Source organism: Brevundimonas sp. T2-11 (assembly GCF_055397675.1).
This window is the reverse complement of record NZ_AP027920.1, coordinates 3,202,953-3,223,877: the sequence shown is the minus strand read 5'-3', so window position 1 is coordinate 3,223,877 and position 20,925 is coordinate 3,202,953. Positions and strand designations below refer to the sequence as shown.

Here is a 20,925-nt window from a genome sequence, read left to right as displayed (position 1 = left end):
GGCCGTTTTCATGGGCGGCGCGTCTATGTCGCCGTCTGTCCGATCATCGATCGCGCGACGGCCTCGGCGACCTTGATGCCGTCGACGGCGGCGGACAGGATGCCTCCCGCATAGCCCGCGCCTTCGCCGGCGGGAAACAGGCCGCGCACGTTCAGGCTCTGGAAGTCCGCGCCCCGTGTCATGCGGATCGGTGACGAACTGCGCGTCTCCACCCCCGTCAGAACGGCCTGGGCATCGTCATAGCGGGCGATCTTGCGGCCGAAGACGGGCAGGGCCTCGCGCATGGCGGCGATCACATAGTCCGGCATCAGGGGCGCCAGATCGGTGGGGCGGACGCCGGGTTTGTAGCTGGGGACCACCTCGCCCAGTTCGGTTGAGGGGCGCCCGGCCAGGAAGTCGCCGACCAGCTGGCTCGGCGCGAAATAGTCGCCCCCGCCCGCCGCATAGGCGCGGGTTTCCAGGTCCCGTTGCAGTTCGATGCCCGCCAGCGGGTGGTCGCTCGGATAGTCTTCCGGCGAAATGCCGACCACGAAGCCCGAGTTGGCGTTCCGTTCGTTGCGCGAATACTGGCTCATGCCGTTGGTCACGACGCGGCCCGGCTCGCTGGTGGCCGCCACCACCGTCCCGCCCGGGCACATGCAGAAGCTGTAGACGGTCCGCCCGTTCGAGCAGTGGTGAGAAAGCGAATAGGCGGCCGCCCCCAGATCGGGGTGCCCGGCGCAGGGACCGAACAGGGCCCGGTCGATCCAGGACTGCGGATGTTCGATCCGAAAACCGATCGAGAAGGGCTTGGCCTCGATATGGACGCCCCGGTCGTACAGGGTCTGGAAGGTGTCGCGCGACGAATGGCCGATGGCGAAGACCACATGGTCGGCCTCCAGGAACTCCCCGGTGTGCAGATGCACGCCCCGCAGCTTGCCATTGTCGAGCTCGATATCGACCACCCGATGTTCGAAGCGGTATTCGCCGCCCAGGGCCTCGATCTTCTCGCGCATGGCCTCGACCATGGTCACCAGGCGGAAGGTGCCGATGTGCGGATGGGCCTCGGTCAGGATCTCCTCCGGCGCGCCGGCCGCGACGAACTCGGTCAGCACCTTGCGAGCGAGGAAGCGCGGGTCCTTGATCTGGCTGTAGAGCTTGCCGTCGGAGAAGGTGCCGGCGCCGCCCTCGCCGAACTGCACGTTGGATTCCGGGTGCAGCTTGCTCTTGCGCCACAGCTCCCAGGTATCCTTGGTGCGTTCCCGCACCACCTTGCCGCGGTCGAGGATAATGGGCTTGAAGCCCATTTCGGCTAGGATCAGCCCGGCGAACAAGCCGCATGGCCCGGCTCCGATCACGACGGGCCTCAGGCGCTGATCCTTGGGCGCGACCGCAACCGGATGATAGGCGACGTCCGGCGCGGGCTGCACGTGGGCGTCGTCCCTGAAGCGGGCCAGCAACGCAGCCTCGTCCCTGACTTCGACGTCGACAATATAGACCTTCAGGATCGCGGACTTCCGACGCGCGTCGTGCGCCCGCTTCCAGATTGACCAGGAAACGACATCACCGGGCGGTACGCCCAGGCGGGCGGCGATCGCGGCGGGCAAGGCCTCCTGCGGGTGATCGAGAGGCAGCTTCAGTTCTGACAGGCGCAACATCGGTGTCTTGTAGCCGTTCGTGACGCCAAACGCATGAGGCAAGAGGCGGCGGATGACCGAAGAAAAAGGCCGGTGGATCGCTCCACCGGCCTTTCCTGTTTCTGCCTGAAACTGCGCCTTATTCGGCGGCGGCGGGCGCCTCGGCTTCCGGGCCGCGGGCCAGGTTGCGCAGGACGTAGGGCATGACGCCGCCGGCCAGCAGGTAGTCCAGCTCGGTCTGGTTATCGATGCGGCAGCGGACCGGGAAGCGGGCCATCTTGCCGTCCGAGGGGCGGAACATCTCGACCCACAGGTCCTGACGCGGCTTCAGCTTGCCGATGTTGGCGTCGGTCAGGCCGCGGATGGTGACGATCTCCTCACCGGTCAGGCCCAGCTTCTGCCAGCCGTCCTGCTTGAACTGCAGCGGGACCACGCCCATGCCGACCAGGTTCGAGCGGTGGATGCGCTCGTAGCTTTCGGCGATGACGGCGCGGACGCCCAGAAGGCGGGTGCCCTTGGCCGCCCAGTCGCGCGACGAGCCGGTGCCGTATTCCTTGCCGGCGAAGACGACCAGGGGACGGCCTTCCGACTGGTACCGCATCGCTGCATCGTAGATCGACATGGTGTCGCCCGACGGGAAGTGCTTCGTGACGCCGCCCTCGATGTCGGGAGTGATCTTGTTGCGGATGCGGATGTTGGCGAAGGTGCCGCGCATCATGACTTCGTGGTTGCCGCGGCGGGCGCCGTAGCTGTTGAAGTCCAGGGCGTCGACGCCGTGGTTGGTCAGATAGACGCCGGCGGGCGAGGCCTTCTTGATCGAACCGGCCGGGCTGATGTGGTCGGTGGTGATCGAGTCGCCGAAGATGCCGAGGATGCGGGCTTCGACGATGTCGCTGACCGGGGCCGGCTCCATCGACAGGCCTTCGAAGTAGGGCGGGTTCTGGACGTAGGTGGAGGTGTCCTCCCACTCATAGGTCTGGCCGCCGGTGACCTTGATGGCCTGCCAGTGCTTGTCGCCCTTGAAGACGTCCTTGTAGCGCTTGGCGAACATGGCCGGGGTGACCGACTTCTTCTGGATGTCGGCGATCTCTTGCGAGGTCGGCCAGATGTCCTTGAGGAAGACGTCCTTGCCCTTCTTGTCCTGACCGATGGCGTCCTTGGTGATGTCGATGCGCATCGAACCGGCGATGGCGTAGGCCACGACCAGCGGCGGCGAGGCCAGGTAGTTGGCCTGGACGTCCGGGTTCACGCGGCCTTCGAAGTTGCGGTTGCCCGACAGGACCGAGGTCGCGACCAGGCCGTTGTCGTTGATCGCCTTCGAGATGGCCGGGTCCAGCGGGCCCGAGTTGCCGATGCAGGTGGTGCAGCCGTACCCGACCAGGTTGAAGCCCATGGCGTCCAGATCTTTCTGGAGCCCGGCGTCGGTCAGATAGTCAGTGACGACCTGCGAGCCGGGGGCCAGCGAGGTCTTGACCCAGGGCTTGACCTTCAGGCCGAGGGCGTGGGCCTTGCGCGCCACCAGACCGGCGGCGATCAGAACGCTGGGGTTCGAGGTGTTGGTGCAGGAGGTGATGGCGGCGATGACCACGTCGCCGTCGCCGACGGTGAACTTCTCGCCTTCCACGGCGGCGCGCTCGGCGTCGGTCGGGCGGCCGAAGACGTCGGCCAGGGCGGTCTCGAACGACGGGGCGGCGACGGTCAGTTCAACGCGGTCCTGCGGACGCTTGGGACCGGCCAGCGACGGCACGACCGTCGAGATGTCCAGTTCCAGCACGTCGGTGAAGACCGGGTCTTCCGAGGTTTCGTCGATCCACAGGCCCTGGGCCTTGGCGTAGGCTTCGACCAGGGCGACGCGCGCCTTGTCGCGGCCGGTGGCCGTCAGATAGTCGATGGTCGCGCGCGACACCGGGAAGAAGCCGCAGGTGGCGCCGTATTCCGGGGCCATGTTGGCGATGGTGGCCTGGTCCTCGATGGTCATCCCGGCGATGGCGTCGCCGAAGAATTCCACGAACTTGCCGACGACGCCCTTCTTGCGCAGCATCTGGGTGACGGTCAGCACCAGGTCGGTGGCGGTGGCGCCTTCCGGCAGCTTGCCGGTCAGTTTGAAGCCGACGACTTCCGGGATCAGCATGGGGATCGGCTGGCCCAGCATGGCGGCCTCGGCCTCGATGCCGCCGACGCCCCAGCCCAGGACGGCCAGGCCGTTGATCATGGTGGTGTGGCTGTCGGTGCCGACGACGGTGTCGGGATAGGCGACGGTCTTCTTGCCTTCGTCCAGGGTCCAGACGGTCTGGGCCAGGTTCTCGAGGTTGACCTGGTGGCAGATGCCGGTGCCGGGCGGCACGACGCGGAAGTTGTTGAAGGCCGAGGAGCCCCAGCGCAGGAAGTTGTAGCGCTCGATGTTGCGCTCATACTCGCGCTCGACGTTCTGGCCGAAGGCCTTGGCGTTGCCGAAGTGGTCGACCATGACCGAGTGGTCGATGACCAGGTCGACGGGGACCAGGGGATTGATCTTGGCGGCGTCGGCGCCCAGCTTGGCCATGGCGTCGCGCATGGCGGCCAGGTCGACCACGGCGGGCACGCCGGTGAAGTCCTGCATCAGGACGCGGGCCGGACGGAAGGCGATCTCGTGCTCGACGGCGCCCTTGTTCTCGATCCAGGCGGCGACGGCCTTGAGGTCGGCTTCGGTGACCGAGACGCCGTCCTCGTTGCGCAGCAGGTTCTCCAGCAGCACCTTCATCGAGCGCGGCAGACGGGAAATCCCGGCCAGACCGGCTTCCTCGGCGGCGGGAAGGCTGTAATAGGCGTATTTCTTGCGCCCGACCGAAAGGTCCTGACGGGTCTTGAGGCTGTCAATCGACGGCATGGAGATAAGTCCTCTGACTAACGCCGCCCGACAATTCGGTTGCGCCTTCGCGCGCTGGACGCCGGGGCGCACAGGTCCCAGGCGCGCGCGGCGAAAGCCTGCTGCGGCGCTTGCGGATATAGTCCTGCGCGCGGGGGTCGTCCATGTATCCACACCCGTGTCATGGACATTGAGAAGGGTTCGCAAATCGGCGGGGCCATGCTGAAGACGGTCGACATTGAGGCCTTGAGCCTGTCGCGCGGCGAGCGCGTCCTGTTCCGGGGCCTGTCGCTGGGCCTTTCGGCGGGCGAGGCCGTGGCCCTGACCGGGGCCAATGGGGCGGGCAAGACCAGCCTGCTGCGCGCCGTGGCGGGCTTCATCCGGCCGGATTCGGGGGCGATCACTTTTGGCGGCGCGGACGGTGAGGCGCTGGATTCGGGGACCGCGCGGCGCGACGGCGTCCACCTTCTGGGCCATCTCGAAGGGCTGAAGCCGACGCGGACGGCGCGTCAGGAGTTCGACTTCCAGACGGCTTGGCTGGGCGGGAACGAGGCCGCGCGAGAGGCGGCTGTCGCGCGTCTGTCCCTGACGCCCCTGCTGGATCTGGAGACGCGCAAGCTGTCGGCGGGACAGAAGCGGCGGCTGTCCCTGGCCCGACTGATCGCCGCGCCGCGCGCCCTGTGGCTGCTGGACGAACCCCTGGCGCCGCTGGACGAGCGCTGGCGGGTTGTCGCGGCCGAGTTGATGGCGGCGCATCTGGCAGGGGGCGGGATGATTCTGGCCGCGGTGCATGACCCCCTGCCCGTTCCGGCGCGCCATCTCGATCTCGGAGGCCTGGCGTGAGGGCCGCCCGCGTCCTGTTCGGCCGTGAACTGTCGCTGGCCTGGGGCGGCGGCGGCGGGCCCCTGCTGGCCTGCGGCTTCATGCTGTGTCTGACCGCCATCCTGCCGTTGGCGGCAGGCGGCGATCCGCGCGTCCTCGCCCCGGCGGCCTCGGGCGCCAGCTGGATGGCCCTGGCCCTGGCCTCGCTGCTGTCGCTGGAGCGTCTGTTCGAGCGCGATCTGGAGGACGGGGCGCTGGACCTGCTGGCGCTCGGCCCCTTGCCGCTGGAGGCGACGGTGGCGATCAAGGCCCTGGCCCAGTGGCTGGCGACGGGTCTGCCGCTGGCGGTGGCAGCGCCGGTCGCGGCTCTGGCCCTGGGTCAGCCGGCCCACCTGATCGGTCTGACGGCCTTGGCGGCGGCGATCGGCGGTCTGGGCTTCGCCTTCACCGGGGCGCTGGGCGCGGCTCTGGCTCTGGGAGCGAAGCGAGGCGGTCTGCTGATCGCGGTGGTGGTGTTGCCGCTCTTCATTCCGCCGGTGGTGTTCGGCGCGGGCGCCCTGACGCGGGCGGCGAACGGCGGGGATCCCCTGTCGGCCCTGGCCCTGCTGGGCGCCTATGTCCTGTTCGCGGTGGTCATCGCGCCGGTGGCTGGAGCGGCGGCGATCCGCAACGCCCAAGGGTAGGTCAGCGCGGCTTGAGCGTGACATAGAGGGCGCCGTCGCCGCCGTGGCGGCGGTGGGCCGAGGCGAAGCCGGACACCACGCCGCGCAGGTGCGGCCCGGTCAGCCAGTCGTGCACCGAGCCGCGAATGATCCCGCCGCCGCGTCGTCCCTGCCCGGTGATGACCAGAACCGAGCGCAGCCCGCGCATCTGGCAACTGATCAGGAAGCCGCGAAGCTGGTCCTCGGCCTCGAAGCGGCCGAAGCCGTGCAGGTCGATGCGGGCCTCGATGGGGTCGCGTTCGCGCGACAGGCGGCGTTGGCGGCGCGGCTCCAGCTCCTCGGGGGTGGGGCGAGCGCGGGTCGGCGTCGGTTTGGCGGGGGCCACGATGCCCAGGGCCTCGAAGCGGGGCGTCTGATCGGGGGCGTTGCGCTTCTTGCCGGCGACGCCGCGCGCGGGTTTGGCCATGACGGGTGAAGCCTCGGGATCGGGCAGGACGGCGCCGGGGGTGACGCGGGCGGCCTTGCGGCGCGCGGGCGGGGTCACTGTTCCAGTCACCCGGGCCCAGATGCGTTTGTCGTCGTCGGTGGGGTTTGAGGGGCCTTTGCGGGCCACCTCAGTCCTCGGCGGTGTCGAAGGCGTCGCCGGGCCCCGGTTCATGGGCCAGCAGGTCGCCCGGCTGACAGTCCAGTTCGCGGCACAGGGCGTCCAGGGTCGAGAAGCGCACGGCGCGCGCCTTGCCGGTCTTCAGAATGGACAGGTTGGCGACCGTCACGCCGACGCGGTCGGCGAGCTCGGTCAGCGACATGCGCCGTTCGGCGAGGATGCGGTCGAGTTGGACGCGGATGGCCATGGGGTGAGCTTAGCGTTTCCAGATCAGATCGTCAGTTCGGATTCGCGGCGCAGGCGCGCGCCTTCGCGGAAGACCTCCGCCAGGACGAAGACGACGAGGATGGAGAAGACGGGGGTGAGCAGGTCGCTGACGCCTTGCGGCTCCATGACGCCGGGGGCCAGGCGGGCGGCCACCAGGCCTTGCGCCACCCAGACGCCGCCGGTCACGACGGCCAGGATCAGGCCGATCTGGCGCAGACGACGGACGTTGTCGGGCTGGAAAGGGTCGCCCAGGGTCAGGGTGCGGAAAATCTTTCTCAGACCGCGCAGGATCATCAGGAAGCCGCCGAAATAGGCGGTCATGGCGCCCACGCCGAACAGCAGCAGGGGGCGGGTCAGGGGGATCTGGCGACCGTTGTCGCCGTCCGTGACAGTGACGTTCAGATTGTCGAGGGGGATGAAGACGGAAGCGACCCAGAGCAGCAGCAGGACGCCGGTGATCAGGGCCAGAAGGATATAGGCGACGTCCAGCGCGATCTTCAGCAGGCTGGACACGGAGCCGGGCCCCAGGGTGCGCAGATTGGGAGTGCGCAGATTGCCGCCCGTCAGACGCGGCGCACGAATCCCGATGGAAGCCAATTTCGGGAGGTGCATGAAGTCAGGTCTCAGGCCGGGTGGCTTGGGCGGCGTTCGCCGCGTGGGGTCCGGCGAACCCTCACGCGGCGCTATTCTTCGCGGTGTTCATGCTGATCGTCAAAGCCCCCGTTTGCCCTTTGGGGCGATCCAGAGCCGGATCACAGGCTCTGGATGATCAGGGCGACGGCGGCGGTGGGCAGGGCGGCCAGCAGCATGGCGTTGAAGAAGCCGTGGCCGACGCGGTCCATCCAGATCGAGGTTTTCATCGCTTGCATCGTATCTCTCCGTGATTGCACGATTTTCGTGCGTTTATGTGATTCCGCCGGATGAACGTTGCGTGTTTCTCGCTTCGTTTGAACGGTGCGGCCCCCGTTCTTGAGATTGAAGATGCGCCATGCCTCCTCGAAAAGCACGTTACATATCGTTTAACGATGTTAAACTTCCGCAATGCATCGGACAGGACTAAGGTCGCGTCATGAATCTCAAGCTGATCAAGGGGATGCGGCTGGTGGCCGCGACCCACAATCCGGGCAAGGCGCGCGAGATCGAAGCCCTGCTGGATGGAAATTACAGGATCGTCACGGCCGGCAGCCTCAACCTGCCCGAGCCGGACGAGACCGAGAGCACCTTCGTGGGCAACGCCATGCTGAAGGCGCGTCACGCCGCCGAGGCCTCGGGAGAAGTCGCCCTGGCCGACGACTCCGGCCTGTCGGTCGCCGCCCTGGACGGGGCGCCGGGCATCTTTTCGGCGCGCTGGGCCGGACCGGGCAAGGATTTCGACCTGGCCATGAAGAAGGTCGAGGAGCGGCTGGAAGAGGTCGGGGCTACAGACCGTCGGGCCTGGTTCACCTCCGCTCTGGCCGTGGCCTGGCCCGACGGTCCCTGCGTGGTGGTCGAGGGACGGATTGACGGGGAGCTGGTCTTCCCGCCGCGCGGCGACCGGGGATTCGGTTATGACCCCGTCTTCCGGCCCGAAGGCTCGGAACTGACCTTCGGCGAGATGGATCCGGTGGAAAAGGACGCCCTCAGCCACCGCGCCCGCGCCTTCGCCCGGCTCAAGGCGGCGCTGATTGACTGAGGCTCCGCCCTCCTCCCTCGCCCTTTACGTCCACTGGCCCTACTGCGCCCGCATCTGCCCCTATTGCGACTTCAACGTCGTGCGCGATCGTGGCCGGGTCGAGGAACAGGCGGGGCTGGTTCAGGCCATCCTGGCCGACATGGAGGCGCAGAGCCGTCTGGTCGGGCCGCGCCGTCTGGCCTCGATCTTCTTGGGCGGCGGCACACCCTCGCTGATGCCGCCCGAAGCCGTGGCGGCGGTGATCGCGCGGGCCAAGACCCTGTTTCCGCCCGCCGACGAGATCGAGATCACCCTGGAGGCCAACCCCACCGACGCCGAGGCGGGCCGCTACGCCGCCCTGGCCGACGCCGGGATCAACCGTCTGTCCATGGGGGTGCAGTCGTTCGACGACGCGGCGCTGAAATTCCTCGGTCGCGACCATTCGGCGGCGGAGGCTCGGCGGGCGGTCGAGACGGCGGGCAGGGCCTTCCCGCGCCTGTCGATCGACCTGATCTACGCCCGTCCGGGTCAGTCGGTCGCCGAATGGACGGCCGAGCTGACGACGGCGCTGGACCTCGGCTTCGAACACGTCTCGCCCTATCAACTGACCATCGAGCCGACGACCGCCTTTGGCCGGGCCTTCGCGCGCGGAACCCTGACCCCGCCGGACGAGGACCTGGCCGCCGAGCTGTATGAGACGACGCAGGTCGTCCTGGAGGGCGCCGGGTTCGAGGCCTATGAAGTCTCCAACCACGCTCGCGGCGAGGCGGCGCGGTCAAGCCACAACCTGCATGTCTGGCGCGGCGGCGACTATCTGGGCCTCGGCCCCGGCGCCCACGGTCGGCTGACGCTGGACGAGGAACGCACCGCCACGGTCGCCCATCGCCGCATCGCCGACTATGTGGCGGGCGTCGCCGTCGGAACGCCCTGGGCCGAGCGCGAGCGGCTGGATCCGCTGGGCGCCGCCGAGGAACGGGTCCTGCTGGGCCTGCGCACGGTCGAGGGCGTGCCGCTGGCGTTGTTGCGGGCCCTGGGTCTGTCCGAGGCGACCGGGACGCTGGCGGAACTGATCTCCGACGGCTTTCTCGGGCGGCAAGCCGACCGCGTGGCCGCCACCCCGCAGGGACGGCCCCTGCTCGACGCCGTGCTGAAAGCCTTGCTGACATAGGGTCTCGAGCTAGACCCGGAGGGCCGGGGCTGGCAGGGTCGCGCCGATGTCCGACGCCTCGCTGTTTCCGCCGACCGCCCCGCCCGCCCGCTCTGTCGCGCCGGGTCTCTATCTGGTGGCCACGCCCATCGGCAATCTGCGGGACATGACGCTGAGGGCGCTGGACGTCCTGGCCGCCGCCGACCTGGTCCTGGCCGAGGATACCCGCGTCACCGCCAAGCTGCTGACCGCCTATGGCCTGCGGGCCAGGCTGGAGCGCTGCGACGACCACGCCTCGGCGCGCGCCGCCGAGATCGCCGTCGAGCGGCTGAAGGTCGGCGAGGTCGTGGCCCTGGTCTCGGACGCGGGCACGCCTCTGGTTTCGGACCCCGGCTATGTCGTGGCCCGCGCCGCCATCGCCAAGGGCCTGCCGGTCCATCCCGTTCCCGGCGCCTCCAGCCTGCTGGCCGCCCTATGTCTGGCCGGCCAGCCCGCCGACCGGGTGCTGTTCGCCGGCTTCCTGCCGCCGAAGTCGGGGGCGCGAAAGACCATGCTGGAGGAGTTGCGCACCGGGCGTCAGACCCTGGTCTTCTTCGAAAGCGGCCCGCGCCTGAAGGACAGCCTGACCGACATGGCCGAGGTGCTGGGCGACCGCCCCGCCGCCGTCACCCGCGAACTGACCAAGCTCTATGAGGAGGCCGTGCGCGGCACACTTGCCGAACTGGCCGTCGATCCGCGCTGCGACGCGCCCAAGGGCGAGATCGTCGTCGTCGTCGGGCCGGGCGAGGCCGAGGTCGCCAGCGCCGCTGACGCCGACGCCGCCCTGGCCGAGGCCCTGACCCGCCTGCCGCCGGGCGAGGCCGCCGCCGAGGTGTCCAGGGCGCTGAACCTGCCCCGCAAGCCGCTCTACAAGCGGGCGCTGGAAATGCAGGGCCGGGGGTGAAGCCCGGTCTGCGGCCTTCCCCCGCGCCGCAACGGCCAAAGGCGGGCTGGCGCCGGACGCTGGGCGGGCGCTCGCACCGCGAAGGCCACGCCGCCGAATGGATCGCCGCCGCCTGGTTGATGCTCAAGGGCTATCAGATCCTGGCCTTTCGTCTGAAGGGGCGCGGCGGCGAGATCGACATTCTGGCGAAACGGGGCCGCACCCTGGCGGTGGTCGAGGTCAAGCGGCGGCGGACCATCGAGGCCGCCATCCTGTCTCTGGGGCCGGATCAACACGCCCGACTGTCGGCCGCCGGGCAGGCCGTGGCTCGCGGTCGGCCCTCGTTGCAGGGGCTGAACCTGCGGATTGATATGGTGGCGCTGGCTCCCGGACGATTTCCGCGTCATCTTCGCGGCGTGACGACCACAGGAGCGGACATCGGGTGACCCGGGACGACGCGGAAACCATTCTGGCTCAGGCGGGAACCGTCGAGGAAGACCGCTTTCCCCTGCTTGAATGCGCTGTCGCCTGCGCCATTCACGACTACCCCTTCCGCGATCCCGAACCGGTGCGGAATCTGGCGGATCAGGCGACCCAACGGTTAAAGGAGCGGGCGGCCAATGAGAGTCCCGACGACGCCCTGACCGAGACCATGGCCGCGGACTTCCGTCTGAACGGCGACCTGTTGAACTATGATCACCCGGGGAACACCGATGTCATCGACGTCGCCGAGCGGCGACGGGGTCTGTCGGCGACCCTGGCGGTCTTTTATCTGGACGCCGCCCGTCGCGCCGGTCTGAAGGCGGCGGCCGTGGACTTTCCCGGCCACGTCCTCTTGCGGGTCGAGACGCCCGAGGGGCCCGTGGCCCTGGACCCCTTCAGCCAGGGACGTCTGGTCCTGCCCAGCGAACTGACGCGTCGCGCCCTTCTGGCTGGTCTGACGCCGCATGTGGCGGACCGGCTGGATCTGTTGATGGCCCCGGTCAGCGACCGCCAGGCCCTGATCCGGCTGCAGAACATTCTTTTCACCCGCGCCCTGCGTCTGGAGGACTATGAGGGCGCCGAACGCTCGGCCCTGCGCCGCGCCCTGCTGGACCCCGAGGATCACCGGCCCTGGCTGGATGTGGCTGCGGCCCGAGAGAAGCAGGGCGCCCTGACCGGCGCTCTGGAGGCCCTGTCGCGGGCGCGCCGCCTGGGTGATCCGGCTGACGCCTGTCGGGTCAGCATGGACCGGGTGCGGATGCGCCTGAACTAGGTCTGGCCGCTGAAGCGAGGGCAAAGAGGGGCGCGCGCCCTTGCGTCCGGGCTCCTCGCCGCGCATCTGCAAAGCTCAGACGTGAAAGGACCTCCATGCTGAAAGTCGCCATCCAGATGGACCCGCTCGAGGCGGTGAACGTCGAGTCCGACACCACCTTCCTGATGGCCCTGTCGGGGCAGGCGCGCGGGCACAGGCTGTGGGTCTATGACTTCCGCACCCTGGCGCTGGACGAGGGCCGTCTGTTCTGCCGCGCCCGTCCGGTGACGGTGAATGCGGTCCAGGGCGAGCACGCCGACTTCGGCCCCGAGGTCGTTCTCGACCTGGCCGAGGACGTGGACGTCATCCTGATGCGTCAGGACCCGCCCTTTGACATGGCCTATGTCACCGCCACCTATCTGCTGGAGCGGGTGCACCCCAAGGCCCTGGTGGTCAATAATCCGGCCGAGGTGCGCTCGGCGCCCGAGAAGCTGATCGCCACCCTCTTCCCCGGCCTGCAGCCGCCGACCCTGGTGTCGTCCGATCCCGTGGCCCTGGTCGACTTCCATGGCCGCCACGGCGACGTGGTGCTCAAGCCCCTGCACGGCGCGGCGGGCTCGGGCGTGGTGCGGCTGAAGGCGGACGATCCCAATCTGGAAGCCCTGATCGAGATTCACGCCGCCGGGTCGCGCGACCCTCTGGTGATCCAGAAATTCATCCCGGCCGTCTCCAAGGGCGACAAGCGCATCATCCTGATCGACGGCGAGCCGGTCGGCGCCATCAACCGCATTCCGGCCAAGGATCAGGTGCGCTCCAACCTGCGGGTCGGCGGCACGGCGGCGCCGGTCGAACTGACGCCGCGCGATCTGGAGATCTGCGCCGCCATCGGCCCCTATCTGAAGGAACGCGGCCTGATCTTCGTCGGCATCGACGTGATCGGCGACTACCTGACCGAGATCAACGTCACCTCGCCCACCGGCGCCCAGCAACTGCTCAAGTTCAGCGGCGTCGACGCCACGGCCCTGATGTGGGACGTGATCGAGAAGAAGAAGCGCGCGACCGTCTGAGATCGCGTGCAAGGGGAGGGGAACCCATGACCAGGATGATGAAGGCCGGATCTCTGGCCGGTCTGGCGCTGCTGATCGCGGCGCCCGCATCGGCCCAGGAGGCGGTCCAGAACACGGCGCCGAAGCGTCCGTCGATGGAGGTGCTGGAGCGGATCATCGAAACGCGCACGCCCCAGACCCGCGTCGAGACGCCGGACCACGATCGCATCACCGCTCGCCGCATCGACATCGTCGACGCCGACGGCGTCATCCGCATGACCCTGTCAGGAGCCACGCCCGCGCCGATCATCGACGGCATCCAGTACAAGCGCGCCTTCAACGTCGCCGGTCTGATCCTCTATGACGACAAGGGCAGCGAGCGCGGCGGTTTCGGCACGGCCGATGTGGATGGCGGCATGGCGGTGCTGGCCCTGGATCATCCGGCCATGGATGCGATCGGCTGGCGCGTGTCGCCTGACGGCGCGGTCAGTTTTGTCATCAACCAGGCGCCGCCCCTGATCCGTGAACCGGGTCTGGGCGACGCCCTTGTGCCCGGGGTGCAGACGCCGACGCGGATGCGGCTGTCGGTCGCCGCCGACGGGACGCCCGCCGTGGCCCTGTCGGACAAGAACGACCGGCCGCGCGTGCGAATGACGGTGACCGAGGAAGGCTTCGGCGCCATCCAGTTCCTCAATGCGGCGGGCGAGGTGATCCATACCCTGGCGCCCGAAGCTGACCTGCCCTGATCGAGTGACGTAACGGCGCTCTTGCAGTTCGTTTTGGTTCGTGGTTTGTTCTCTTTCGGTCAGCGGGAGGGAGCCCATGGTCGCGCGGGTGGTGACGGTCGCCTTTGACGGGGTCGAGGCGCGTCGGGTTGATGTCGAGGTGCAGCAGGTGGCCAACCCGCCGGGCGCCTTCGCCATTGTCGGCCTGCCGGACAAGGCTGTGGCCGAGAGTCGCGAACGGGTGCGCGGGGCCTTCGCAGGCATCGGCCTGGCCCTGCCGCCCAAGAAGGTCATCGCCAACCTGGCGCCCGCCGACCTGCCCAAGGAGGGCAGCCATTTCGACCTGCCCATCGCCCTGGCGCTGCTGGCCTCGATGGGGGTGATCGCGCCCGACGCCCTGGACGGTTGGGCGGCGGTCGGCGAACTGGGGCTGGACGGTCAGATCGCGGCGGTGGGCGGAACCCTGCCCGCCGCCATGGCCGCCGGGGCCATGGGGCTAGGCCTCATCTGTCCCGAGGCCAATGGTCCTGAAGCCGCCTGGGCGGGCGACACGGCTATTCTGGCGCCCCGTTCCCTGATCGGTCTGATCAATCATTTCCGGGGAACCCAGGTGTTGCGGGCGCCGGAACCCGGCCCGGTAAAGGCGAGCGGCGCGGTCCCGGATCTGCGCGAGGTCAAAGGGCAGGAAAGCGCCAAGCGGGCGCTGGAGATCGCGGCGGCGGGCGGCCATAATCTGCTCTTCGTCGGTCCGCCAGGCTCCGGCAAGTCGATGATGGCCCAGCGCCTGCCCGGTCTCCTGCCGCCGCTGACGCCGCAGGAGCTGCTGGAAACCTCCATGGTCTGGTCGGTGGCGGGCCTGATTGATCGCGGCGCCCTGACCCGCGACCGGCCCTTCCGCGCGCCGCATCATTCGGCGTCGATGGCCGCCCTGACCGGCGGCGGTCTGCGGGCCAGGCCGGGCGAGGCCTCGCTAGCCCACAACGGCGTCTTGTTCCTCGACGAACTGCCCGAATACTCGGCCCAGGCGTTGGACAGCCTGCGCCAGCCGCTGGAGACGGGTGAGATCGTCGTGGCGCGGGCCAACGCCCATGTCCGCTATCCGGCCCGCTTCCAGCTGGTGGCGGCGATGAACCCCTGCCGCTGCGGCCTCGGCGGGGCGGGACGGGGCGCCTGCGGCAAGGCGCCCCGCTGTCAGAAGGATTACCAGAACCGCATTTCCGGTCCGATGTTCGACCGCATCGATCTGACGGTGGAGACCCCGCCGGTCACCGCCGCCGACATGGCCCTGCCCGCGCCCGCCGAAGGCACCGCCGAGGCCGCCGCTCGCGTGGCGACGGCTCGCGCCCAGCAGGAGGACCGTGTTCGTTCGGCGGGCTTTGATCCCGTCAAGGCGCGCGATCAGGGCATCAACGCCCGCGCCTCGGGCGAGACCCTGGACCGCTTCGCCGCGCCAGATGATGCGGGGCGGGCTCTGCTGATGCGGGCGGGCGAAGCAGGCGGGCTGACCGCGCGTGGATGGACCCGGACCCTGCGTCTGGCGCGCACCATCGCCGATCTGGACGGTTCGACCGGGGTGCTGCGCCGCCATGTGGCCGAGGCCCTGATGTATCGCCGCACCACGGTCGGGGCCCAGGGCGATTTCGACCGTCAGACCGCGCATCGCAGTGAAACCCCCGCCTTCTAACGACTGAAATCCTCGTTCGGCCACGCTTAACCCTTGGGCGCTAGGGTGGCCGCCATGGGACAGGCACGCAGAACGCACGCACCGACCGAGACCACGCTCGCCGCGCCGTCGGACGCGCCGGAACAGCAGTTCCTGCGGCTGATGAGCCATGAGATGCGCACACCCCTGAACGGGGTGATCGGAATGCTGGGCCTGCTGTCGCGCACCAGGCTGGACGGGGCGCAGCGCGCCTATGCCGAGGCGGCGCAGAAGTCGGCGGAACACCTGTTGGGCCTCGTCAACGACCTGCTGGATTTCGCCCGACTGGAAGCCGGGGCCCTGGAATTCGACGCCTCCCCCGTCGATCTGGAAGGCCTGACGCGCGGCGTGGCCGAACTGCTCAGCCCCAAGGCCCACGACAAGGGGCTGGAGATCGTCTGGTCTGTCGCCGCCGACGCGCCCGATGTGATCGCGGACGAGGGCCGCCTGCGTCAGGTCCTGTTCAACCTGGCCGGCAACGCCGTGAAATTCACAGACCGGGGCGGGGTCCGCCTGACGGTCGAGCGCGCGGGCGGGACCGCTGCGCGTCCGCGCCTGGCCTTCGTCGTCGATGACACCGGCCCCGGCGTGCCCGAAGAGGCGCGGCACCGTATCTTCGACGAGTTCGGCCATGCCGACGCCTCCGACGCCGTCCGTTTCGACGGGGCCGGTCTGGGTCTGGCGGTGGTGCGGCGTCTGGCTCAGGCCATGGGCGGGACCGTGACCGTGTCCGATCGCCCTGACGGTCCCGGCGCCCGTTTCCGTTTCGAAGCGCCCTTCCCCGCCGCCGCTGAAGCTGCGCCGCGCGCGCAACTGCTGGATGGGACGGTGGTGGCCGTGCGCACCTCCGATCCCTTTGTTCGCCAGGCGGCGACGGCTCAGATCGAGGCCTCGGGCGGGCGTGTCGCCCGCCAGGCGGGCGTCACCCTGATCGACCACGCCATGGCCGAGGACGGCGCCCTGATGGCGCGCCCGTCGCAGGGCGAGGCCATCATCCTGTTGAAGCCCAATGAGCGCGACCTGATCGACCGTTACCGGTCGGCGGGCTTCCACGGCTATCTGATCAAGCCGCTGCGCCGGGCCTCGCTGGCTGAAAGGGTTCAGGCGGCGGCCGGACGCCGCAAGGGCCTGACGCCCGCGCCCGGCCGTGCGTCGGACGATGACCGCGTCACGCCCGTGGCGTTCAAGGGTCTGCGGGTCCTGCTGGTCGAGGACAATCCGGTCGGCGCCTTGCTGGCCAAGACCCTGCTGCGCCGCGAGGGCTGCGTGGTCCAGACGGCGGCGGACGGCCATGAGGCCCTGCAGACGCTCAAGGACGCGCGGTTCGACCTGATCTTCATGGATATGCGGATGCCGCGTCTGGATGGTCCGGGAGCGGCGCGGGCGCTGCGGGCGCGGGGCGAGCGGACTCCCATTATCGCACTGACCGCCAACGCCTTCGCCGAGGATCGGATCGCCTGCCTGGAAGCGGGCATGAACGACCACCTGACCAAGCCGCTGGAGGCTGACGCCCTGCGCACGGCCCTGACCCGCTGGACGAACGTCGGCAACCGCGCCAAGGTCGGCGCCCAGTAACCACGACCGCCTGTTTCCGGCGGCGTCCGCCGGAGACCTGCATGACCGACACCAAGACGCTCGCCTCCGAGGTCGCGGCCCTGCAGCCGGCGCCGAAAGGTCTGGGTGTATTGAAGGCGGCCTTCCGCGAGCGCCGCACCCTGGCCATGCTGCTGCTGGGCTTCTCCGCCGGCCTGCCCTTCGCCATGCTGTTCGGCACCCTGAACGCCTGGCTGTCGGATGCGGGCGTATCTGTGGCCACCATCGGCGTCCTGTCCTGGGTGGGCCTGTTCGGGGCGTTCAAGTTCCTTTGGTCGCCCTCGGTCGGCCTGACGCCGCCTATCATCGGACGGATGGGACGGCGCCGGTCGTGGCTGATCCTTTGCCAGATCGTTCTGGTCGGCGCCTTGCTGACCATCGCCCTGTCGCATCCGGGCACGGGCGCGATCGCCATGCTGGCCGGGGCGGCGGCCCTGGGCGCCTTCGCTTCGGCGACCCAGGACATCGTCATCGACACCTGGCGGATCGAGGTCGCCGACGAGCGGGTTCCCGTCGATCTGCTGTCCACCGTCTATCAGCTGGGCTTCCGCACGGCGGCCCTGGTCGGCGGTGCGGGGGCTCTGGTCCTGGCGGATCATCTGGGCTGGTCCTCGACCTTCGTCATCGGCGCCGGCCTCATGGGTCTGGGCCTGCTGGGAACCCTGATCGCGCCTGAGCCGAAACCCGCGCCGAAACAGGCCATCGCCCGCGAGCGCATCGGTTCGCCGCGTCTGCGCATGACGGCCCTGGCCGTCACCCTCGCCGCCTGGGTCTGGGCCGCCTTCATGCTGATCCGCTTCATGGTCACGGCGCTGAGCGTCACCCCGGCGCCCAGCGCGGGCGAGTTCACCGCGACCTGGGGGCCGTGGATCGTCGGCGGGGCCGTCATCCTGCCCGCCCTGCTGGCGGGACTGATCGTCTGGCGCGGCGGCAAGACCGGACCGGTTGCAGGCGAGCGCGATGCGCCGCCTGTCGTCAACACCCTCTATGACGCCATCCTGGCGCCCCTGGTCGAACTGATGGGCCGTCTGGGCTGGGGCGCGGTCATCGTCCTGGGTCTGATCCTGACCTATCGCATCACCGACGGGGTCTGGGGGCCTTTCGCCTTCCCCTTCTACATGGGGGACACCGGCGGCGCCCTGGGCCACACCAAGACCGAGATCGCCCTGGCGTCCAAGACCTTCGGCGTGGTCATGACCATCCTGGGCATCGGCCTGGGCGGCTGGGCCCTGCTGGTCATCGGCCGGATGGCCAGCCTGTTGCTGGGCGCGGCGCTTTCGGCGGCCACGAACCTGTTGATGATGGACCTGGCCATGGGCGCGCCCGTCATCCACGGCTTCATGCAGGTCAGCGGCCTGTACAAGCTGTTTGGCCTGTTCCATGTCGGGGAGCCCCTGGCCCGGTTGATGCTGGCCATCGCAGGCGAGAACATCGCCGGCGGTTTCGCCGGGGCCGCCTTCGTCGCCTATTTGTCGGCCCTGTCGAACAAGATGTTCGGCGCGGTTCAGTTCGCGGTCTTCACCTCCCTGGCGCTGTTGATCGGCACCCTGGGGCGCGGCGCGCTCGGCGAACTGATCGAGCGTCAGGGCTATGCCGCCATGTTCGTGGTGGCCGCCTGGCTGGGACTGATCGCCGTTGTCTTCTGCGCGGCCGAGTGGGTGCGGCAGACGGTCGAACTGCGGCGTCTGAAAAGGGAAGCCTAGAGCCTGAACGCAAAGAGGCGGCCCGAAGGCCGCCTCTCGAGGTGGTCGCCGTGCGGGGACGTCAGTCCTCGACCTCGGCCGTTTGGGCGTAGGCGGCGAAGGTGGCGGCGGTGATGATCTCGTTGACCGAGGCGCCCAGGGGCACGATCTGCACCGACTTCTCCAGGCCCACCAGAAGCGGACCGATGACCGTGGCGCCGCCCAGGGACTGCACCAGACGCGTTGAGATGGCCGCCGAATGGATGGCCGGCATGACCAGGACATTGGCGTCACCGGTCAGGCGCATGAAGGGATAGTTGGCGCGAGCCTCGGGGTTCAGGGCCAGCTCGGGCGGCATTTCGCCCTCGTATTCGAAGTCGACCTCCATGCCGTCCAGGATGCGGATGGCCTCGCGGACCTTCTCGCCGCGATCGCCGGGCGGGTCGCCGAAGGTCGAGTAGCTGAGGAAGGCGACGCGCGGCTTGCGGCCCAGCTTCTTGACCGTGGCGGCGGCCTTGATGGCGATCTCGGCCAGTTCGGCGGCGTTGGGCAGCTCGTGGATAGAGGTGTCGGCCACGAACAGGGTGCGGCCCTTGGCCAGCAGGATCGACAGGCCGATCATGCGGTCCGTAACGTCGAGGACGCGGCGGACTTCCTTGAGGGCCATGTTGAAATTGCGGGTCACGCCCGTGACCATGCAGTCGGCCTGGCCGCGCGCGATCATGGTGGCGCCGAAGTAGTTGCGGTCCTGATTGATCATCCGCTGCACGTCGCGGCGCAGGTAGCCACGACGGTTCAGACGTTCATACAGCCAGTCGGTGTATTCGACATTGTGGCCCGAGGTGCGGGCGTTGACGATGTCGATGCCCAGTTCGTCGAAGTTCAGACCGGCTTCCGCAGCGTTCTGCCGGATCAGGTCCTCGCGGCCGACCAGGATGGGCGTGCCCAGCTCAGCCTGCTTGAAGGCCCAGGCCGCGCGGATGACGGACTGTTCCTCGCCCTCGGCGAAGACCACCCGCTGCTTCGGTCCCGAACGCACGGCCGAGGAGATCTTCTGCATCAGGGCGGCGGACGGATCGACGCGCTGTTTCAGCGCGATGCGATAGGCGTCCATGTCGGCGATCGGCTTGCGCGCCACGCCCGTCTCCATCGCCGTCTGGGCGATGAAGGGCGGGATGTACCAGATCAGGCGCGGATCGAAGGGGGTCGGGATGATGTATTCCGGTCCGAACTTCAGCTTGCGTCCGCGATAGGCGGCGGCGACCTCGTCCGGCACGTCCTCGCGAGCCAGGGCGGCCAGGGCGTGAGCGCAGGCGACCTTCATCTCGTGGTTGATCTGGCGCGCGCGCACGTCCAGCGCGCCACGGAACAGGTAGGGGAAGGCCAGGACGTTGTTGACCTGGTTCACATAGTCCGAACGGCCAGTGGCGATGATGGCGTCCGACCGCACCGACTTGACGTCTTCCGGGGTGATTTCCGGATCGGGGTTGGCCATGGCGAAGATGATCGGATTGGGCGCCATGGAGGCGACCATCTCCTTGGTGATCGCGCCCTTGGCCGAGAGGCCCAGAACCACGTCGGCGCCGACCATGGCCTCGGCCAGGGTCCGAAGCGAGGTGTCCGTGGCGTGCGCCGCCTGCCATTGCGAGACGTTCGAGCGACCCTTGTAGATCACGCCTTCACGGTCGCAGATCACGGTGTTCTCGGCCTTGACGCCGGCGGCCTTCATCAGGGCGATGGACGACAGGCCGGCGGCCCCGGCGCCGGACAGGACGACCTTCAGGTCTTCCAGCTTCTTGCCGACGATATGGGCCGCGTTGATCAGACCGGCGGTCGAGATGATGGCCGTGCCGTGCTGGTCGTCGTGGAAGACGGGAATGTCCAGCAGGTCTTGCAGCTGGGCCTCGATCTCGAAGCACTCCGGGGACTTGATGTCCTCCAGATTGATGCCGCCCCAGGTGTCGCCGATGTTCTTGACCACGGTGACGAACTCGTCCGGGTCGGTGGTCTTCACCTCGACGTCGAAGCTGTCCACGTCGGCGAAGCGCTTGAACAGGACGGACTTGCCTTCCATCACCGGCTTGGACGCCATGTGACCGAGGTTGCCCAGGCCCAGGATGGCCGTACCGTTCGAGATGACGGCGACCATATTGCCCTTGGACGTATAGTCGTAAGCCTTGTCCACGTCCTCGGCGATGGCCAGGACCGGCACGGCCACGCCCGGCGAATAGGCCAGCGACAGGTCGCGCTGGGTCGCCATCGGCTTGGTAGGGGCCATGGAGATCTTGCCCGGGATCGGATCGCTGTGGAACTCCAGAGCGTCGTCGTCGGAGAAGGTCTGTTTGTCGGTCAGTTCAGGCATTTTGATCTCGGGAAGGGCAGGCGCCTTCTGTTCCTAGATCGCGGG

The 20,925-nt window shown here is 68.8% G+C and carries 18 protein-coding genes; 12 read left to right on the top strand and 6 right to left on the bottom strand.

Features of this window, described 5'->3' with window-relative positions; translation table 11 throughout:
* Positions 1-23 precede the first annotated feature (23 nt).
* Positions 24-1,637: an NAD(P)/FAD-dependent oxidoreductase gene (locus ACZ5XO_RS15495; protein ID WP_464163274.1), complete on the bottom strand. Its 1,614-nt coding sequence runs from the start codon at positions 1,635-1,637 to the stop codon at positions 24-26.
* 118 nt (positions 1,638-1,755) lie between these two features.
* Positions 1,756-4,482: an aconitate hydratase AcnA gene (gene acnA / locus ACZ5XO_RS15490; RefSeq protein ID WP_464163273.1), complete on the bottom strand. Its 2,727-nt coding sequence runs from the start codon at positions 4,480-4,482 to the stop codon at positions 1,756-1,758.
* A 198-nt stretch (positions 4,483-4,680) separates the two neighbouring features.
* Here acnA and ccmA point away from each other — a divergent pair, with 198 nt between their 5' ends.
* Positions 4,681-5,304 carry a heme ABC exporter ATP-binding protein CcmA gene (gene ccmA / locus ACZ5XO_RS15485; RefSeq protein ID WP_464164936.1) on the top strand — a complete coding sequence of 208 codons (624 nt, stop codon included), beginning with the start codon at positions 4,681-4,683 and terminating at the stop codon, positions 5,302-5,304.
* Positions 5,301-5,966 (top strand): heme exporter protein CcmB, encoded by a 666-nt coding sequence (gene ccmB, locus ACZ5XO_RS15480; RefSeq protein WP_464163272.1) that lies wholly within the window; start codon positions 5,301-5,303, stop codon positions 5,964-5,966. Before ccmA ends, ccmB begins: the two co-directional genes overlap by 4 nt.
* Before the next feature lies 1 nt (position 5,967).
* On the opposite strand, the gene ACZ5XO_RS15475 is transcribed toward ccmB, so the two are convergent.
* From ACZ5XO_RS15475 to ACZ5XO_RS15465, 3 genes are all read right to left on the bottom strand, one after another.
* Complete coding sequence (locus ACZ5XO_RS15475; protein ID WP_464163271.1) at positions 5,968-6,489, bottom strand: Smr/MutS family protein; 522 nt, start codon at positions 6,487-6,489, stop codon at positions 5,968-5,970.
* A 70-nt stretch (positions 6,490-6,559) separates the two neighbouring features.
* Positions 6,560-6,796, bottom strand: a complete 237-nt coding sequence (locus tag ACZ5XO_RS15470) for a helix-turn-helix domain-containing protein (RefSeq protein WP_464163270.1) — start codon at positions 6,794-6,796, stop codon at positions 6,560-6,562.
* Positions 6,797-6,819: 23 nt separating this feature from the next.
* Positions 6,820-7,428: a DUF2975 domain-containing protein gene (locus tag ACZ5XO_RS15465; RefSeq protein WP_464163269.1), complete on the bottom strand. Its 609-nt coding sequence runs from the start codon at positions 7,426-7,428 to the stop codon at positions 6,820-6,822.
* A 457-nt stretch (positions 7,429-7,885) separates the two neighbouring features.
* Between ACZ5XO_RS15465 and rdgB the strand changes: the two genes are divergently transcribed.
* From rdgB to ACZ5XO_RS15415, 10 genes are all read left to right on the top strand, one after another.
* A complete protein-coding gene (gene rdgB / locus ACZ5XO_RS15460) occupies positions 7,886-8,488 on the top strand; it encodes an RdgB/HAM1 family non-canonical purine NTP pyrophosphatase (RefSeq protein WP_464163268.1) in 603 nt (200 codons plus the stop codon).
* Positions 8,481-9,635, top strand: a complete 1,155-nt coding sequence (gene hemW, locus ACZ5XO_RS15455; protein ID WP_464163267.1) for a radical SAM family heme chaperone HemW — start codon at positions 8,481-8,483, stop codon at positions 9,633-9,635. The genes rdgB and hemW overlap by 8 nt, the downstream gene beginning before the upstream one ends.
* Positions 9,636-9,681: 46 nt before the next feature.
* The gene (gene rsmI / locus ACZ5XO_RS15450; RefSeq protein ID WP_464163266.1) at positions 9,682-10,557 is read left to right on the top strand and encodes a 16S rRNA (cytidine(1402)-2'-O)-methyltransferase; all 876 of its coding nucleotides are present in this window, start codon (positions 9,682-9,684) and stop codon (positions 10,555-10,557) included.
* Positions 10,554-10,982, top strand: a complete 429-nt coding sequence (locus ACZ5XO_RS15445) for a YraN family protein (RefSeq protein WP_464163265.1) — start codon at positions 10,554-10,556, stop codon at positions 10,980-10,982. Before rsmI ends, ACZ5XO_RS15445 begins: the two co-directional genes overlap by 4 nt.
* On the top strand, positions 10,979-11,791 hold the full coding sequence (locus ACZ5XO_RS15440) for a SirB1 family protein (RefSeq protein ID WP_464163264.1): 813 nt from the start codon (positions 10,979-10,981) through the stop codon (positions 11,789-11,791). The genes ACZ5XO_RS15445 and ACZ5XO_RS15440 overlap by 4 nt, the downstream gene beginning before the upstream one ends.
* 95 nt (positions 11,792-11,886) lie before the next feature.
* Positions 11,887-12,837, top strand: coding sequence for a glutathione synthase (gene gshB, locus ACZ5XO_RS15435; protein WP_464163263.1), 951 nt, complete (start codon positions 11,887-11,889; stop codon positions 12,835-12,837).
* Positions 12,838-12,863: 26 nt separating this feature from the next.
* A complete protein-coding gene (locus tag ACZ5XO_RS15430; RefSeq protein WP_464163262.1) occupies positions 12,864-13,562 on the top strand; it encodes a hypothetical protein in 699 nt (232 codons plus the stop codon).
* 76 nt (positions 13,563-13,638) lie between these two features.
* On the top strand, positions 13,639-15,225 hold the full coding sequence (locus tag ACZ5XO_RS15425; protein ID WP_464163261.1) for a YifB family Mg chelatase-like AAA ATPase: 1,587 nt from the start codon (positions 13,639-13,641) through the stop codon (positions 15,223-15,225).
* A gap of 54 nt (positions 15,226-15,279) precedes the next feature.
* Positions 15,280-16,818: a response regulator gene (locus ACZ5XO_RS15420; protein ID WP_464163260.1), complete on the top strand. Its 1,539-nt coding sequence runs from the start codon at positions 15,280-15,282 to the stop codon at positions 16,816-16,818.
* A gap of 41 nt (positions 16,819-16,859) precedes the next feature.
* Complete coding sequence (locus ACZ5XO_RS15415; RefSeq protein WP_464163259.1) at positions 16,860-18,539, top strand: AmpG family muropeptide MFS transporter; 1,680 nt, start codon at positions 16,860-16,862, stop codon at positions 18,537-18,539.
* 61 nt (positions 18,540-18,600) lie between these two features.
* On the opposite strand, the gene ACZ5XO_RS15410 is transcribed toward ACZ5XO_RS15415, so the two are convergent.
* The gene (locus ACZ5XO_RS15410) at positions 18,601-20,880 is read right to left on the bottom strand and encodes an NADP-dependent malic enzyme (RefSeq protein ID WP_464163258.1); all 2,280 of its coding nucleotides are present in this window, start codon (positions 20,878-20,880) and stop codon (positions 18,601-18,603) included.
* Between the last annotated feature and the right edge of the window lie 45 nt (positions 20,881-20,925).